Source organism: Streptomyces sp. NPDC014764 (genome assembly GCF_043082785.1).
Lineage (GTDB): Bacteria > Actinomycetota > Actinomycetes > Streptomycetales > Streptomycetaceae > Streptomyces > Streptomyces althioticus.
Genome location: NZ_JBIBXY010000001.1, coordinates 349,305 through 363,694, shown reverse-complemented (window position 1 = coordinate 363,694; position 14,390 = coordinate 349,305). Strand labels below are relative to the sequence as shown.

Genomic DNA, 14,390 nt, shown 5'->3' with positions numbered 1-14,390 from the left:
CGCCTGACGGAGTACCGGTCCTCACTGCTCCCGCACGGGCAGCACCAGCACCGCCCCCGTCCGCGGATGCGGGAGGACCTCGACCGGCTGGTCGTAGACCTCCGACAGCAGGGAGTCCGTGAAGATCTCCCCCGGAGGGCCGTCCGCCGCGACGCGGCCCGCGCGCAGGACCGCCACGCGGTGGGCGTGGGCTGCGGCGAGGCCGAGGTCGTGGAGGACCACCACCACCGCGTCCCCGGCCCGCGCCCGCTCCCGGCACAGCCGCAGCACCAGCTCCTGGTGGCGCAGGTCCAGCGCGGCCGTCGGCTCGTCGAGCATCAGCAGTGGCGCGCGCTGCGCGAGCACCCGGGCGAGCGCCACCCGCGCGCGTTCGCCGCCGCTCAGCGCGGAGAACGGCCGCGCAGCGAACGCGGTCACCTCGGTCGCCGCCATCGCCCCGGCGACGGCCGCCTCGTCGTCCTCCGGGCCGAGCGCGTCCCAGGGCGCCCGTCCCATCCGTACGACCTCCTCCACCGAGAAGGGGAAGCTCAGCGCGGACGACTGCGGCAACACCGCGCGACGAAGGGCGAGTTCGAGGACGGACCAGTCCGACACCGGGCGCCCGTGGACCCGTACGACCCCGGCCGCGGGCGCGATGTCGGCGGCGAGGGCGCCGAGCAGGGTGGACTTGCCGGCCCCGTTGGGCCCGACCAGCGCGAGCACCTCGCCCGCGCGGACGGCGACGTCCACGCCGTGGAGGACGTCCCGGGCGCCGAGGCGCACGTGGAGGGCTTCGGCCTCGGCGAGTACGTCGCCAGGAGAGGTGACGGGTGGGGGAGTGGGACGGGAGCGAAGCAGACGCATGGAAGGACCTTCCGGATCGGACAAGGGGACCGACGGACGAACGGTGAGGCCGGCACACTCAATGGCGCGGGGAAACCGCGCGACCGGCCCCACCCTCGCCGCGGACGGGACACAACCTCATGCCCACCCCCCGTGCCGCCGCCGGGTCCTCCTCAGCAGCCAGAAGAAGAACGGGCTGCCCAGCAGCGCCGTCAGCACCCCCAGGGGCAGCTCCGCCGGCGAGGCGACCGTACGGGCCGTCAGGTCCGCCGCCAGCAGCACCAGCGCGCCCAGCAGCGCGCTGCCCGGCAGCAGGAACCGGTGTCCGGGACCGGCGACCATCCGCAACAGGTGCGGTACGACCAGCCCGACGAAGCCGATGATGCCGGACACGCTCACCGCTGCCGCGGTCAGCAGCGCGATCACCAGTACCAGCACGATCCGCAGCCGCTCCACGTCCACACCCAGGTGGCGGGCGGGCCGCTCACCCAGCGCCAGCAGGTCCAGGCGGCGGGCGTACAGGGGCGCGACGCCCAGCCCGAGTACCGCGCACGGCAGCACCGCCAGCACCTTCGGCCAGGTCGCCTGGGACAGCGAGCCGAGCTGCCAGAAGGTGATCTGGTTGACGGCGGCGGTGTCCGCGAAGAACAGGAACAGCCCGATCAGCGCGCCCGCGAAGGCGTTCACCGCGATACCGGTGAGGATCAGCGTCACCACCTCGGTGCGCCCGCCCGACCGGGACATCGCGTACACGAGCAGCACGGTGACGAGACCGGCGACGAACGCGAGGATCGAGACGGTCCAGTTGCCGGCGAAGTTCAGCCCCAGCGCGATCGCCGCCACGGCGCCGACCGCCGCGCCGGAGGAGACACCGATGACGCCGGGTTCGGCGAGCGGGTTGCCGAACACGCCCTGCATCAGCGCGCCCGCGCACCCCAGGGACGCCCCGACCAGCAGGGCGAGCACGATGCGCGGGAAGCGCACGTTCCACAACACGGACTCGGCGACCCGGTCGAGTTCCGTGCCACCGAGGCCCGCCCGGTGCTGCACGGAGGCGACCACGTCCCCGACGGGCACGGGAAAGGCGCCGGTGTGGGCCGCCAGGGGCACCAGCACTACGAGCGCGGCGACCAGGCCCGCCGTCAGCAGCCACGGGACGCCGCGCCGCCGGGCAGGCGGGGCGGCCTCCCGCGGTTCCGTGCCGGACCGTGTCCTGGTCAGGACGCTCACCGGGCACCGCCCTCGCCGTGGAGCTGCTCCACGACGGAGGCGAGCACCTGGTCGGTGCGCGGGCCGTAGTTGAGCAGCACGCCGTCGTCGACGGAGACGATGCGCCGGTCCATCCCGGCCGGGGTCTGCGCGATGCCGGGGATCTTCACCAGCCCGTCGACGCCCCCGACGGACTCCAGCCCTTTCGACATCACGAGCAGCGCGTCGGGAGCCGCCTCGACCAGGGCCTCGCTGGTGATGGCGGTGAAGTCCTTCTCCAGTCCCGACTCGGCGCCCGCGTCCACCGCACCGGCCGCCTCGATCAGCGAGGTGGCGCCGGAGCCCTTGCCGCCGATGAGGTACACGGAGGCGGAGCCGCGCAGGTACAGGAAGGCGACGCGTGGCTTGTCCTTGTCCGCCGGCACGGACTCCGTGACGGTGGCGACGCGCTCCTCCGTACGGCGGATCAGCTCCTCGCCGGCGGACGGCACACCGAGCGCCTCGGCGATGGCCTCGATACGCGGGCCCACGTCGTCGAGTCCGGTCGCTCCTTCGACGACGAGGACGGGCACGCCGGCCGCGCGGATCTGGTCCATGGCCTCGTCGGGTCCCGTGGTGGACTCGGCGAGGACGAGGTCGGGGCGCAGGGACAGCACGCTCTCGGCGGAGACGTCGTGGCCCCGGGTGACGACCGGCAGGGCCGCCGCCTGCTCGAAGGTGGCGGTGACGTCACGGGCGACGACCCGGTCGCCGAGGCCGAGGGTGAAAACGATCTCGCTGAGGCTGCCGGACAGCGGGACGATGCGCTCCGCCTGCTCGACCGTCACCTCCCGTCCGTCGGCGGAACGGACGGTCACGGGAAGCCGTGGCCGCGGGGCGGAGTCCAGGGGTTCCACGCGGTCCGCCGTCCTGGTGGAGGCGGCGGCGGGGGCGGGTGAGGCCGCGTCGGTGGAGCCTCCGCACGCGGTCGAGGTGAGGGAGAGGGCGAGCACGGACAGCAGTGCTCCCGCCAGTTCTGTGCGCAAGCGTCGCACGGTTCCGTCCGTTCCTTCCGGCTGTGGGTGGAGGTTGACCGAGGTGCAGCTTAGGTTAGCCTTACCTTTGTTCGCTACCGGCCCCCGCCTCCGGAGGACTTGCCATGCCCACGCGTCTTCGCGTCCTGGTCGCCGTGCTCTGCGGGGCCGTCCTGGGCGCGCTCGTCCCGGCCGGCACGGCGCACGCCGAGGCCCGTACCGTCCAGGGCGGCAGGCTCGACTGGGGCATCAAGACGTCGTTCCAGCGCTACCTCACCGGCCCCGTGGCCAAGGGCGGTTACACCCTCACCGGCGGCGCGGCCACGGTCGGCGGCAGCGGCTTCCGCTTCCACTCGGCGAGCGGGACGTACGACGGCGACACGGGCTCCTTCCGCGCCGCCTTCCTCGGCGGGGTGCACTTCACGGGGCACCGCACCGCCGGCGGCGCGTACCAGCTCGACCTGACCCTCAGCAGCCCCACCGTGTCCATATCCGGCGGCACCGGCACCCTCTACGTGGACGTCACCAGCAAGGCGAAGGACACCGGGGCGGTCACGACGTCCCGTCAGGTGCCCTTCGCCTCCCTCTCCCTCGGCGGCATCGACATGCGCGGCGGCGGCACCTCCGTCGTCCTGAACAACCTGCCCGCCACCCTCACCGCCCAGGGCGCCGGCTCCTTCGCCGGCTACTACACGGCCGGCACCGCCCTCGACCCGGTCAGCCTCTCCGCCGACGTCCAGCAGCCGCGGAGCGAGGCGACCAAGAGCCCCGCCACCAGGAGCCCGGAGCCGAAGAGGACCGAGAAGGCCGCGACGAGCACGGCGCTCGTCGACGGAGCCGTCGACTGGGGGGTGCGCCGCACCTTCCGCGAGTACGTCACCGGCCCCGTCGCCCGCGGCCGCTGGACCCTCACCTCCGGCGCCCTCGACGGCGGCGCCCTCTTCCGCTTCCCCGGCGGCCGGGGCACGTTCGAAGACGGCGACCTCACCGCCGCCTTCCGCGGCGCCGTCCGCTTCACCGGCGACCACGGCCTCGACCTGCGCCTCAGCGGGGTCCGCGTCACCGTGAAGGACGGCAAGGGCACCCTTCACGCCGACGTCACGTCACCGGACCACACCGGCCGCGCGGTCCCGTTGGTCACCTTCACCGCCGAGAACCTCAAGGCGAGGAACGGCCTCGCCATCGTCACCGAGGCCCCCGCGAAGCTCACCGCCCAGGGCGCCGACGCCTTCGCCGGGATGTACCCGGCGGGCACCGCGATGGACCCGGTCACCCTGGCCGTCGCCCTCACCGACACCGCCGGACTCCCCGCCCTGCCCGACCTGGGCAGCGAGCCGACCGCCACCCCGACGGCGTCCCCGTCCGCGGCCGCCTCACCCGAGCCGGTCGCGCAGACCACCGGGCCGGACGGCGACGGCACGTCCCCCGTTCTTCCCCTCACCCTCGCGGCCGGATCCCTGCTGGTGCTCGCCGGCGCCGCCGCGCTCCTCGTCCGCAGGCGCCGCGCAGGCAAGACCGCCGCGGACACCCCGCAGAACCACTGATCCCCTTCACCTCCAAGGAGACAACCCCGTCATGTCCGCAAGACGACGCCGCTCCCTCGCCCTCGCCGCCGCGGTGGCCACCGCGGCCGCCCTCGGCGCCACCGCCGCCCCCTCCGCATCCGCCGCCGAAGTGCCTCTCAACGGCTACGAACTGACCTGGGGCATCAAGGCGAGCTACCGCAACTACGTCGCGAACCTCGCGCAGGGCACCTTCACGCCGGCCGGGGGCGCGAGCCAGGCCGAGAGCAACGGCGCGTTCACCTTCACCGGCGGCACGGGCACCTACGACTCCACGACTCACGTGATGTCGCTCGGCTTCCAGGGCGAGCTGCACATCAAGTCGGAGAAGCACGGCTTCGAGATCGGCCTGTCCGACGTGAGGTTCGACAGCGGCAAGGGTGAGATCACCGCCGACGTCGAGCGCAACGGCACCACCGAGGACGACGTCCCGCTCGCCACGGTCACGGTCACCCGCGCGATGACGGAGATGGCCACCACCCTCACGAAGGAAGCCGGCGAAGTCCTCGGCAGTGCCGGCTACGCGGGCGCGGAGGGCGACCCGCTGAGCATCGTGAAGAAGGCCGGCCCGGAGCCGGAGCCCGAGCCGTCCACCACCGAGCCCGCCACCACCCCGCCGGCGTCCCCGTCCACGGAGCCCGAGCCCACCGGCTCGGCCACCCCGACGGCCACCGCCTCCGCCTCGCCCACCACCCAGGCGCCGACGCCCACCCCGAGCACCACCGCCACGCAGTCCACCGAGCCCGCCACCCAGGGCGAGATAACCGACGGCACCCTCGACTGGGGCGTGAAGCAGTCCTTCCGCGCCTACGTCACCGGCCCGGTCGCCAAGGGCACGATCACCGCCTCGGACGGCGCCACCCAGGCCTTTGGCAACGGCGCGTTCACCTTCTCCGACGCCACCGGCGCCTACGACACCGAGGCCGGCACGCTGAAAGCCGCCTTCAAGGGCGCGGTCACCTTCGAGGGCCACGAGCACGACGGCGCCCACAGCCTCGACCTGACCCTCAGCGACCTGCGGGTGAACCTCACCGAGGGCAAGGGCACGCTGTCCGCCGACGTCGACGACCTCGGCGAGATCTCCCAGGACGTCGTCCTCGCCGACCTGTCCGCCCCGTCACCCACGCTCACCGCGAAGGACGACGTCATCACCCTGGACAAGGTGACCGCCACCCTCACGGAGGCCGGAGCCAAGGCCTTCGGCGGGTTCTACGCCGCCGGCGCCGCACTCGACCCGGTGAGCCTGGCGGTGGCCCTCACCGAGGGTGCGGACCTGCCCGCCGGCACGGGCGGCGACGGCGCCGGCGGCAGCGGCACCGGTACGGACGGCGGCCCGGACGCCTCCGGCTCCACCATCGGCGGTGCCGGCTCGACCGTCGGCGGCGACCTGGGCGGCAGCCTCGCCAGCACCGGGTCCGACGTCCCGGTCGGCGCCCTCGGCGCGGCGGCCGGCGCGGCCCTGGCCGCCGGGGCGGGCGTCGTCCTCGCCCTCCGCCGGAGGCGCCCGGCGGCCGAGTGAGCCCGGCGCTCCGGCATCCCTTGGAAGCGCCGCGTCCGATTCCCGGGTTCGCGTGGTCCCCGCGTCCCTTCGAGGGCGCGGGAGCCGCGCGCACGGCAGGGCGCCGACCGGACACCGACACCCCGCCCCTCCGCCTAACTCGCGAAGGCGGGCAGGGCGAAGCGCTGTACGAGCGGGAAGCCGTCCTCGCGGGCGCTCTTGGCGTTGACCGAGTAGACGACCGTGCGGGACAGGTCCCGGGTGGCGCCCAGCACCGTGTGGTAGCCGGGGCGGGAGCCGGTCTTGCCCCAGATCTCCCGGCCGTCGATCACGAACCGTTCGAGGGCCATCCCATAGGTGGCGCCGTCGATGTCGGGCACGGTGAACATCTGGTCCAGCAGGGTCGGCGGGACGACCTTGCCGCCGAACACGCCGAGCACCAGACGCTCCAGGTCGGCGGTGGTGGAGATCATGTCCCCGGCGGCCCACCGGTCGGACATGTTCCACTCGGTGACGTCGGTGGTCCGGCCGCCGATGTCGGCGTAGGCGCGGTGGTGCGGGCCGTGGATGCGGGGGGCGGGGCCGCCGGGGAAGCCGGTGTGCCGCATGCCGAGGGGGCGGAACACCCGTACGGCGGCCTGGTGTTCGTAGGTGTCGCCGGTCACGGCCTCGATCAGCATGGCGAGCACCGTGTAGTGGATGTTCCCGTACACCTGCCGCTCACCCGGGTCGTGCGCCGGGCCCTGGGCGACGGACGCGGCCACCACCTCCTCCGGGGTGAGCGTCTCGAACCGGTGCGCGTACATCTCCTCGGTCGTCGAGCCGAGGCTCGCGCCGGGGCGCAGCCCGCTGGTGTAGGTGAGCAGGTGACGCACGGTCGGGGGCTCGGTGAAGGAGGGCGGGAGCAGGTCCGGAAGATAGCGGCTGACGGGCGCGTCGAGGTCGACGCGCTTCTCCGCGACGAGCTGGAGCACGACCGCCGCGGTCACCACCTTGGTCGTGGAGCCGGCCCGGAAGCGGGCGTGCGGCAGCGCGGGCGCCCCCGTGCGCAGGTCCCGGACGCCCGCGGCGCCCGACCAACTGCCCTTGCCGCCGACCCGGATCAGCGCCGCGGAGACGTCATCGTCGGGGACCTCGGCGAGCGCCCGTTCCAGCGCGGTCGCGTCGAACCCGGCGGCGCCCGGCGCGGAGACGGCGGGGGAGACCCGCGCGGGGTGGGCGGCGGCGGTCCCTGCGAGGGGGACGAGCAGCAGGGACGAGGCCAGCAGGGCGGACACGGCCGTGGCGCGGGCACGGGCGGCGGTGCGTGCGGTCATGGAGGATCTCCGATCGCGGCGGTATGTGCGTACGTGCTGCGGACGGGACCATCCTGGTGATCACGGGAGGCGCCGGGATCGTACGCGGTGACGAGGCCCGTCCCTGACGCGCCCCTCATCAACCTGCCGGTCCGGTAAGGGACTTCCCGGCCCTCGACCCCGAGACGGGCCGTGGGGAGAAGAGACGTCTCTTCTCCCCACGGCCCGTCGGAGCGGTGCGTAAGATCAGGTCCTCGCCCTTGCGGCGGGCCTCGGCCCACTCGCGGAAGAAGCCGCGCCCGATGACGAGCAGCACGACGGCCACGAGCACGGGCCACATCAGGACGTACGCGGTGAGCGCTGCGGTGGACACGGGTGCCTCCTCGGGGTCACGGGGTGGTGGTGCCTGGCGTGGTGGTGCCGGCGGGTTCCGGGGCGTCCGGCGCGTCCGGGGCCTCCGCGGCCTGCGGGCCCTGGTCGAAGTCGCCGGTGCGGCGGGCGATGAGGGAGAAGTCGAAGCCCTCACGGCGGCGCACGCTCATCGCCCAGCAGACGACCGTGGACACCGAGTAGGCCACCAGCGAGCCGGACAGGGTGGCGTACTCGTGCAGCGAGCCCAGGGCGAACGGCGCCGACACCACGACCGCCGCCACGCCCACCACCTTCGCCGCGCGGGCGCCGAAGAAGCCGAACACCATCAGGCCGAGCACGACGCCGACGCCGAGCACCGCCAGCACGTCCACGACGATGCCGAAGGCCCCGTCCACGGGGATCCAGGAGAAGCGCACCGGCAGGAACACCGCGAGCGCCGCGAGCACCGAGGTGGTGAACGCCTTCCCGCTGACCTTGTCCCAGTAGAAGCTGGCGAGCACCGGGAAGACCAGGGCGCCCCACAGCGCGCCGACGAACACCAGCAGGTCGAGGATGTTCAGCTGCAGACTGGCGAACGCCACGGCCGTCGCGGTCGCCAGCACCATGGTGATCCGGCCGACCAGCAGCATCGTGCGCGGGTTCGCCTTCTCCTTGCCGGCCACGTTCTGGCCGTAGACGTCGGCCATCATGATCGAGGAGAGGGCGGCGAGGTCGGAGTCGGCGGTTGAGGAGAGCGCGCCGACGATCATGATGAAGAACAGCGCCAGCAGCGCGGGCGGCAGGTACTCGGCGGCCATGCCCGGGATGATGTTGTTGACGTCGCCGCCGGTGGGCTCGTAGCCGAGGTACAGGGCGAGCACGCCCAGCATGCCGACGCCGATGACCATTGCGCCGTAGCCGACGGTCGCGGTGACGAAGGTCGGCTTGATCAGGTCCTGCCGCACGGCGAACAGCCGCTGGGCGATGGTCTGGTTGCCGATCGCGTAGGCGAGCACGGCCGCGATGTACGGGGCGCCCTGCTCCATGAAGGCGGTGCTGGAGAAGAAGTCGCCCTGCTCGGGGGTGAGCCGCCCGGCGCCGGTCTCGAAGGCGGCCGGGAAGTCGGCCGCGAAGAAGATGACCGGCACGATGACGGCGACCGCGCCGAGCATCGCGACGACCTGCACGAAGTCGGTGAGCACGGAGGCGCGGAAGCCGGACCACAGGGTGTAGAGCAGCACGCCCGCCGCGACGGCGAAGACGCCCTGGGTGAAGGTGAACGGCGACAGCATCGAGATCAGCACACCGCCGGCGATGAAGTTCGACATCAGGCTGATGAGGCTGCCCACGATGTTCGAACCGGCGAGCATCAGCTGGCTGGAGCGGCCGTGCCGGGCGTACATGACCTCGGCGAGGGTGTGCGCCTTCGGGGCCACCTGACGGATCCGCTTGCCGAAGGGGTAGATGAAGAGAATCATCAGCGCGCCCCACAGCCCGTAGTGGATCGGGCCGGAGATGCCGTAGGTGTACCCGGAGGTCGCGGAGGCGTACATCGAGGACGCCCAGATCCAGGTCGCCGTCATGCTGGCGGCGGAGATGCCGAAGCCGATGTTGTTGCCGGCGGTCATGTAACCGTCGGCGTTCTCTTCCTTCTTGCCGATGCGGGCCGAGATCAGGAAGGTCCCTCCGTAGAACAGGACCAGCAGACCCACGACCACGAGTGCGCTGAAGCGGGCTGTCTCCAGTCCCTCCACACGCGCCACCTCCTCATGGCTGAACCGGGTGTGTTCACAGGAATGCGTGCTCTTTGAGCTCGCAAACTTGCCGCACGGTAACAGTCGGTTTGCGCAGGGAGGGAGGAATGGCGGCCGGCCCGGAACAGAGTTCGTGACCTGGAACTTTTCCCAATTCGTACAAGTCCTGGACATGTCCGAAGGAGGCTTTGTCGCAAGCGCTGGCTTTCGTCCCGACTCTTCTCAGTGATTCATTTGCATATTGCTCTAGCAAAGTTGATCAGTTCGTTACGGCAACGAGACGCACGGCCGACGGTCCTGAGGCCCCGCCCCGGGTGCTTCAATGCCCCCGTGACTGCTTACGACGTGCTGCGTGTCTTCTGCGGCCCACGCGGCGGATACGGTAACGAACTGGGCGTCGTCCGGGACGGATCGGTGCTGCCCGGACCGGACGAGCGCCAGGAGTTCGCCGCCCGACTCGGCTTCAGTGAGACCGTGTTCGTCGACGACCCCGAGCGCGGGGTGATCGACATCTACACCCCCACCACCCGCCTGCCCTTCGCGGGCCACCCCTGCGTCGGCGCCGCCTGGCTGCTCGACGTGCCCGAACTCGTCACGCCGGCCGGGGCCGTGGGCGCCCGGCAGGACGGGGAGTTCTGCTGGATCGAGGCACGCGCGGAGTGGGTGCCCCCGCGCACCCTGCGGCAGTACGCCACCGCCGCGGAGGTGGACGAGCTGCCCGTGCCCCCGAAGGGTGAGTGGATCTACGCCTGGGCCTGGCTGGACGAGCCGGCCGGGCGGATCCGTGCCCGCGCCTTCCCCGGCCGCGGCGACGGCATCGACGAGGACGAGGCGACCGGCGCCGCGGCGCTGCTGCTCACCGACCGGCTGGGCCGCGCCCTGAACATCACCCAGGGCGCCGGCTCGCAGATCCTCACGGCGCCGCAGCCGGAGGGCTGGACGGAGGTCGGCGGCCGGGTCCACCTGGAGCGCTGACCGGCACGGCGTACGGGCGGCACCGTCCGAAGTGCCGCCCGGCGTGTCGCAGGCCGGCTCACGCCGACAGCGGGAACTCCTCGCCCAGTGCGCGGAAAACGTCCGAGTTCAGCGAGAACGCCCGCTTGCATTCGGCCACGACACGCTGCTTCTCCAGGTCGTCCACCGTCAGCCCGTCCAGCAGCGCGCGGTACTCCCGCTTGAACGCGGCCGGGTTGGAGATCCCCTCGAAGACGTAGAAGCGGACTCCGTCGCCCTTCTTCGCGAATCCCCAGGTCCGCTCCGCCTTGTCGCGGATGATCTGACCGCCCGAGAGGTCGCCCAGGTAGCGGGTGTAGTGGTGCGCGACGTACCCCGCCGGCCACTCCCGGGCCACGGTCGCCACCCGGTCCGCGTAGACCCGCGTCGCGGGCAGGGCGGTCAGGGTCGAGCGCCACTCCGGGCCGCGCAGATGCTCCAGATCCCGCTCCAGGGCGGCGAGCCGGAACAGCTCCGGGCGGATGAACGGGCCCGCCACCCGGTCCGCCGCCAGGTCCCGCGCGCCGGACTCCAGCGCCTCGTACACGAACCACAGCTGCTCGGTGTAGCGCGCGTAGGCGTCCACGCCCAGCCGTCCGCCCATCAGATCCGCCATGAAGGTCGAGGTCTCCGCCTCCACGTGCTGCTCGTGGGAGGCCGTACGGATCTGGGTCGAGAAGGATTCCATGCGCCGATCTTCTATGGTTAGGCTTACCTAAGTCAATGCCTTGCCGACGGATTGTCGGTAACTTCCCCCGCACGTGCGCCGGGCAAACGGCGTGCGGAACGAGGAAAGCGGAAGGGCCCGCGCTCCCGGAGGAGGCGGGCCCTCGAAGGCGTGGCGCGGACGCGCCGGACGTCACGGCAGCGTCAGGATGTCCGCCCCGGTGTCCGTGACCACCAGCGTGTGCTCGAACTGCGCCGTGCGCCTGCGGTCCTTCGTCACGACCGTCCAGCCGTCGTCCCACATGTCGTACTCGTGGGTGCCCAGCGTCAGCATCGGCTCGATGGTGAAGGTCATCCCCGGCTGCATGACCGTCGTCGCGTGCGGGCTGTCGTAGTGCGGGACGATCAGGCCCGAGTGGAACGACGAGTTGATGCCGTGACCGGTGAAGTCTCGCACCACCCCGTAGCCGAACCGCTTCGCGTACGACTCGATCACCCGGCCGATGATGTTGATCTGGCGGCCCGGCTTCACCGCCTTGATCGCGCGGTTCAGCGCCTCACGGGTCCGCTCCACCAGCAGACGGCTCTCCTCGTCCACGTCGCCGACCAGGTACGTGGCGTTGTTGTCGCCGTGCACCCCGCCGATGTACGCGGTCACGTCCAGGTTGACGATGTCGCCGTCGCGCAGCACCGTCGAGTCCGGGATGCCGTGGCAGATGACCTCGTTGACGCTGGTGCACAGCGACTTGGGGAAGCCGCGGTAGCCGAGCGTCGACGGGTAGGCGCCGTGGTCGCACATGTACTCGTGCGCCACCCTGTCCAGCTCGTCCGTCGTCACGCCCGGCGCGATGAGCTTCGCGGCCTCCTCCATCGCGCGGGCCGCGATCCGGCCCGCGAGCCGCATCGCCTCGATCGTCTCGGGCGTCTGCACCTCCGGCCCGGTGTACGGGGTCGGCGCGGGCTTGCCGACGTACTCGGGACGGCGGATGTTCCCGGGCACGGAGCGGGTGGGGGAGAGCTTCCCCGGTACGAGGAGTGACTGGCCAGACATGCCGCGAGTCTAATTCAGCGGTGATGGGGGACCATCTTCCGTGGCGAGAGGAGCCGTCATGCCCCTGTTCAAGAAGCGCACGGCCGGCAAACCCGGCGAGTGGTACTACTGCCTGGAGCACAAGAAGGTCGAGGAAGGGCCCGAGTGCCCCGCCAAGGACCGCTTCGGCCCGTACGCGAGCCGCGCGGAGGCCGAGCACGCGATGGAGACCGCCCGCGAGCGCAACCTCCAGTGGGAGAACGACCCCGCGTGGCACGACGCGCCGAAGGGCCGCGACGCGGACTGAGGCACCGCGTCACCAGCGGGTCGGCGGCGGGGCGGTGAGCAGGTCCGCCAGCCGGGACAGCCGGTCGCGGAAACGGCGGCGGCCCCGGCGGGCGGGCAGCGCGTTCTCCCCGGCCGCCGCGCTCACCAGGTGCTGCACGGTGTCCAGGTCCAGCTCGGAGCCGTCCGGGACGGGGAGCACCTCGTGCGCCAGCGCCGGCAGCTCGCCCGCCTCCGGGCCCAGCGACAGCAGCGTCGCCCCGGCGCGGCGGGCGTCCGACACCCGCTCCAGCAGCACCGCGGGCGGCTCGCCGGGCGCCACCACCAGCAGCGTCTCGCCCCGCCGCGCCGCCTCCAGCCGGCCCAGGCCCACCGCCAGGTGCGCCGGGTCCGTGGGACGCGCGTCGTGCCGCACCAGCGTCGGGGCCAGCTCCGGGGTGCCCGACCAGGCCGCCTCGTCCACCAGGTGCGCCGCCAGGTGCCACGGCTCGTACTCCGGCGTGCCCACCAGCAGCAGCCCGCCGCCGTGCGACACCACCGACCCGCGCAGCGTCCCCGCGAAGTGCCGGGTCGCCCCCAGCCACTCCGTCCCCGCGAGCACTTCCCTCAGCAGCGCGACCCGTACGGCATCCATGGCGCCGCATCCTGCCCCCGACGGCCCGCCCGCGTCCCCGTGTTCGGGGAGGGTTCGCCCGACCCGGGGACACCGGTGCGGACGCCCCCGGGTCCGGCGTGACGGGCCTCACGCCCGGCCGGCGCGGGGCGCCCGCCGCCGTAGAGTCGGGCCATGACCTCCAGCGACAGCGCACAGCAGCCCCCGAAGAAGGCCCCCGCCAAGGACCCCTGGGACCTGCCCGACGTCTCCGGCCTCGTCGTCGGCGTGCTCGGCGGCACCGGACCGCAGGGCAAGGGCCTCGCCTACCGGCTCGCCAAGGCCGGCCAGAAGGTGATCATCGGCTCCCGCGCGGCCGAGCGGGCGCAGGCCGCGGCCGAGGAGCTCGGGCACGGCATCGAGGGCGCCGACAACGCCGAGACCGCGCGGCGCAGCGACGTCGTCATCGTCGCCGTGCCGTGGGACGGCCACGGCAAGACCCTCGAGTCGCTGCGTGAGGAACTGGCCGGCAAGCTCGTCGTGGACTGCGTCAACCCGCTCGGCTTCGACAAGCAGGGCGCGTACGCGCTGAAGCCGGAGGAGGGCAGCGCCGCCCAGCAGGCCGCCGCGCTGCTGCCGGACTCGCGGGTCACCGCCGCGTTCCACCACCTGTCGGCGGTGCTGCTCCAGGACCCGGAGATCGAGGAGATCGACACCGACGTGATGGTCCTCGGCGAGGTCCGCGCCGACGTGGAGATCGTCCAGGCGCTGGCCGGTCGCATCCCCGGCATGCGGGGCATCTTCGCCGGGCGGCTGCGCAACGCCCACCAGGTGGAGTCGCTGGTCGCCAACCTGATCTCGGTCAATCGCCGCTACAAGGCACACGCTGGGCTCCGCGTCACGGACGTATGAGGCGATGGGGGACACTGGAGCGGAAGCAGTGTCCCCCGACAGGAGCCCCCCGTTATGCCCCGCCTCGCCGTCTACGCCCTCGTCGTGTGCCTCCTCGCCGTCGCCGCGGCCGTCGTCTCCTTCGTGGAGGGAAGCGTGCTGATCGGCGTCGTCTGGATCCTCCTGGCGGGCCTGTCGTCGAACATGACCTGGTACTACATCCGCCGAGCCCGGGCCTCGCGCGCCGAATCCCCGGTCACGAACTGACTCCGTAGGGGCCGGGCCGGGCCCCTCCAGGGCCCGGTGGGACGCCCGGCGCCTGGCCGGCGGGGCCCGCGCCCCGCAACAGGCTGCGGCCGGCGGCCCGCAGCGGGGGCGGCGGGGGTGGTGGGGCTGCGTCCGGCGCGACTGCCCGCGGCGGCGGGGTGT

The 14,390-nt window shown here is 72.8% G+C and carries 15 protein-coding genes; 6 read left to right on the top strand and 9 right to left on the bottom strand.

What is annotated here, in order from left to right; translation table 11 throughout:
- Positions 1–21: 21 nt before the first annotated feature.
- The 3 genes from ACF1AG_RS01625 to ACF1AG_RS01615 form a co-directional block, all read right to left on the bottom strand.
- The gene (locus ACF1AG_RS01625) at positions 22–843 is read right to left on the bottom strand and encodes a heme ABC transporter ATP-binding protein (protein ID WP_391809175.1); all 822 of its coding nucleotides are present in this window, start codon (positions 841–843) and stop codon (positions 22–24) included.
- Positions 844–960: 117 nt separating this feature from the next.
- Complete coding sequence (locus ACF1AG_RS01620) at positions 961–2,043, bottom strand: FecCD family ABC transporter permease (protein WP_391809326.1); 1,083 nt, start codon at positions 2,041–2,043, stop codon at positions 961–963.
- Between the two features lie 5 nt (positions 2,044–2,048).
- Entirely contained in the window at positions 2,049–3,065 is a 1,017-nt protein-coding gene (locus ACF1AG_RS01615; protein ID WP_391809174.1) for a hemin ABC transporter substrate-binding protein, read from the bottom strand.
- Positions 3,066–3,169: 104 nt separating this feature from the next.
- Here ACF1AG_RS01615 and ACF1AG_RS01610 point away from each other — a divergent pair, with 104 nt between their 5' ends.
- Together ACF1AG_RS01610 and ACF1AG_RS01605 are read left to right on the top strand one after the other, a co-directional pair.
- Positions 3,170–4,588, top strand: a complete 1,419-nt coding sequence (locus tag ACF1AG_RS01610) for an HtaA domain-containing protein (RefSeq protein WP_391809173.1) — start codon at positions 3,170–3,172, stop codon at positions 4,586–4,588.
- Between the two features lie 31 nt (positions 4,589–4,619).
- Positions 4,620–6,125, top strand: a complete 1,506-nt coding sequence (locus tag ACF1AG_RS01605; RefSeq protein WP_391809172.1) for an HtaA domain-containing protein — start codon at positions 4,620–4,622, stop codon at positions 6,123–6,125.
- 134 nt (positions 6,126–6,259) lie between these two features.
- On the opposite strand, the gene ACF1AG_RS01600 is transcribed toward ACF1AG_RS01605, so the two are convergent.
- The 3 genes from ACF1AG_RS01600 to ACF1AG_RS01590 all read right to left on the bottom strand — a co-directional run bounded on the left by ACF1AG_RS01600 (position 6,260) and on the right by ACF1AG_RS01590 (position 9,504).
- Positions 6,260–7,420, bottom strand: a complete 1,161-nt coding sequence (locus ACF1AG_RS01600; protein ID WP_391809171.1) for a serine hydrolase domain-containing protein — start codon at positions 7,418–7,420, stop codon at positions 6,260–6,262.
- Between the two features lie 118 nt (positions 7,421–7,538).
- Positions 7,539–7,772 (bottom strand): putative transporter small subunit, encoded by a 234-nt coding sequence (locus tag ACF1AG_RS01595; protein WP_391809170.1) that lies wholly within the window; start codon positions 7,770–7,772, stop codon positions 7,539–7,541.
- Positions 7,773–7,788: 16 nt separating this feature from the next.
- A complete protein-coding gene (locus ACF1AG_RS01590) occupies positions 7,789–9,504 on the bottom strand; it encodes a sodium:solute symporter family protein (protein WP_359604312.1) in 1,716 nt (571 codons plus the stop codon).
- A gap of 330 nt (positions 9,505–9,834) precedes the next feature.
- Here ACF1AG_RS01590 and ACF1AG_RS01585 point away from each other — a divergent pair, with 330 nt between their 5' ends.
- The gene (locus tag ACF1AG_RS01585) at positions 9,835–10,479 is read left to right on the top strand and encodes a PhzF family phenazine biosynthesis protein (RefSeq protein ID WP_391809169.1); all 645 of its coding nucleotides are present in this window, start codon (positions 9,835–9,837) and stop codon (positions 10,477–10,479) included.
- Positions 10,480–10,537: 58 nt separating this feature from the next.
- On the opposite strand, the gene ACF1AG_RS01580 is transcribed toward ACF1AG_RS01585, so the two are convergent.
- Positions 10,538–11,185, bottom strand: coding sequence for a biliverdin-producing heme oxygenase (locus tag ACF1AG_RS01580; protein ID WP_359604308.1), 648 nt, complete (start codon positions 11,183–11,185; stop codon positions 10,538–10,540).
- Between the two features lie 171 nt (positions 11,186–11,356).
- Positions 11,357–12,214, bottom strand: coding sequence for a type I methionyl aminopeptidase (gene map / locus ACF1AG_RS01575; protein WP_359604306.1), 858 nt, complete (start codon positions 12,212–12,214; stop codon positions 11,357–11,359).
- A gap of 58 nt (positions 12,215–12,272) precedes the next feature.
- Between map and ACF1AG_RS01570 the strand changes: the two genes are divergently transcribed.
- On the top strand, positions 12,273–12,500 hold the full coding sequence (locus ACF1AG_RS01570) for a hypothetical protein (RefSeq protein WP_359604304.1): 228 nt from the start codon (positions 12,273–12,275) through the stop codon (positions 12,498–12,500).
- A gap of 9 nt (positions 12,501–12,509) precedes the next feature.
- On the opposite strand, the gene ACF1AG_RS01565 is transcribed toward ACF1AG_RS01570, so the two are convergent.
- On the bottom strand, positions 12,510–13,112 hold the full coding sequence (locus tag ACF1AG_RS01565; RefSeq protein ID WP_359604302.1) for a hypothetical protein: 603 nt from the start codon (positions 13,110–13,112) through the stop codon (positions 12,510–12,512).
- 153 nt (positions 13,113–13,265) lie between these two features.
- On the opposite strand from ACF1AG_RS01565, the gene npdG reads away from it, so the two are divergent.
- Both npdG and ACF1AG_RS01555 read left to right on the top strand, forming a co-directional pair.
- Entirely contained in the window at positions 13,266–13,982 is a 717-nt protein-coding gene (gene npdG, locus ACF1AG_RS01560; RefSeq protein ID WP_359604300.1) for an NADPH-dependent F420 reductase, read from the top strand.
- A gap of 54 nt (positions 13,983–14,036) precedes the next feature.
- The gene (locus tag ACF1AG_RS01555) at positions 14,037–14,228 is read left to right on the top strand and encodes a hypothetical protein (RefSeq protein ID WP_359604298.1); all 192 of its coding nucleotides are present in this window, start codon (positions 14,037–14,039) and stop codon (positions 14,226–14,228) included.
- Positions 14,229–14,390: the final 162 nt, after the last annotated feature.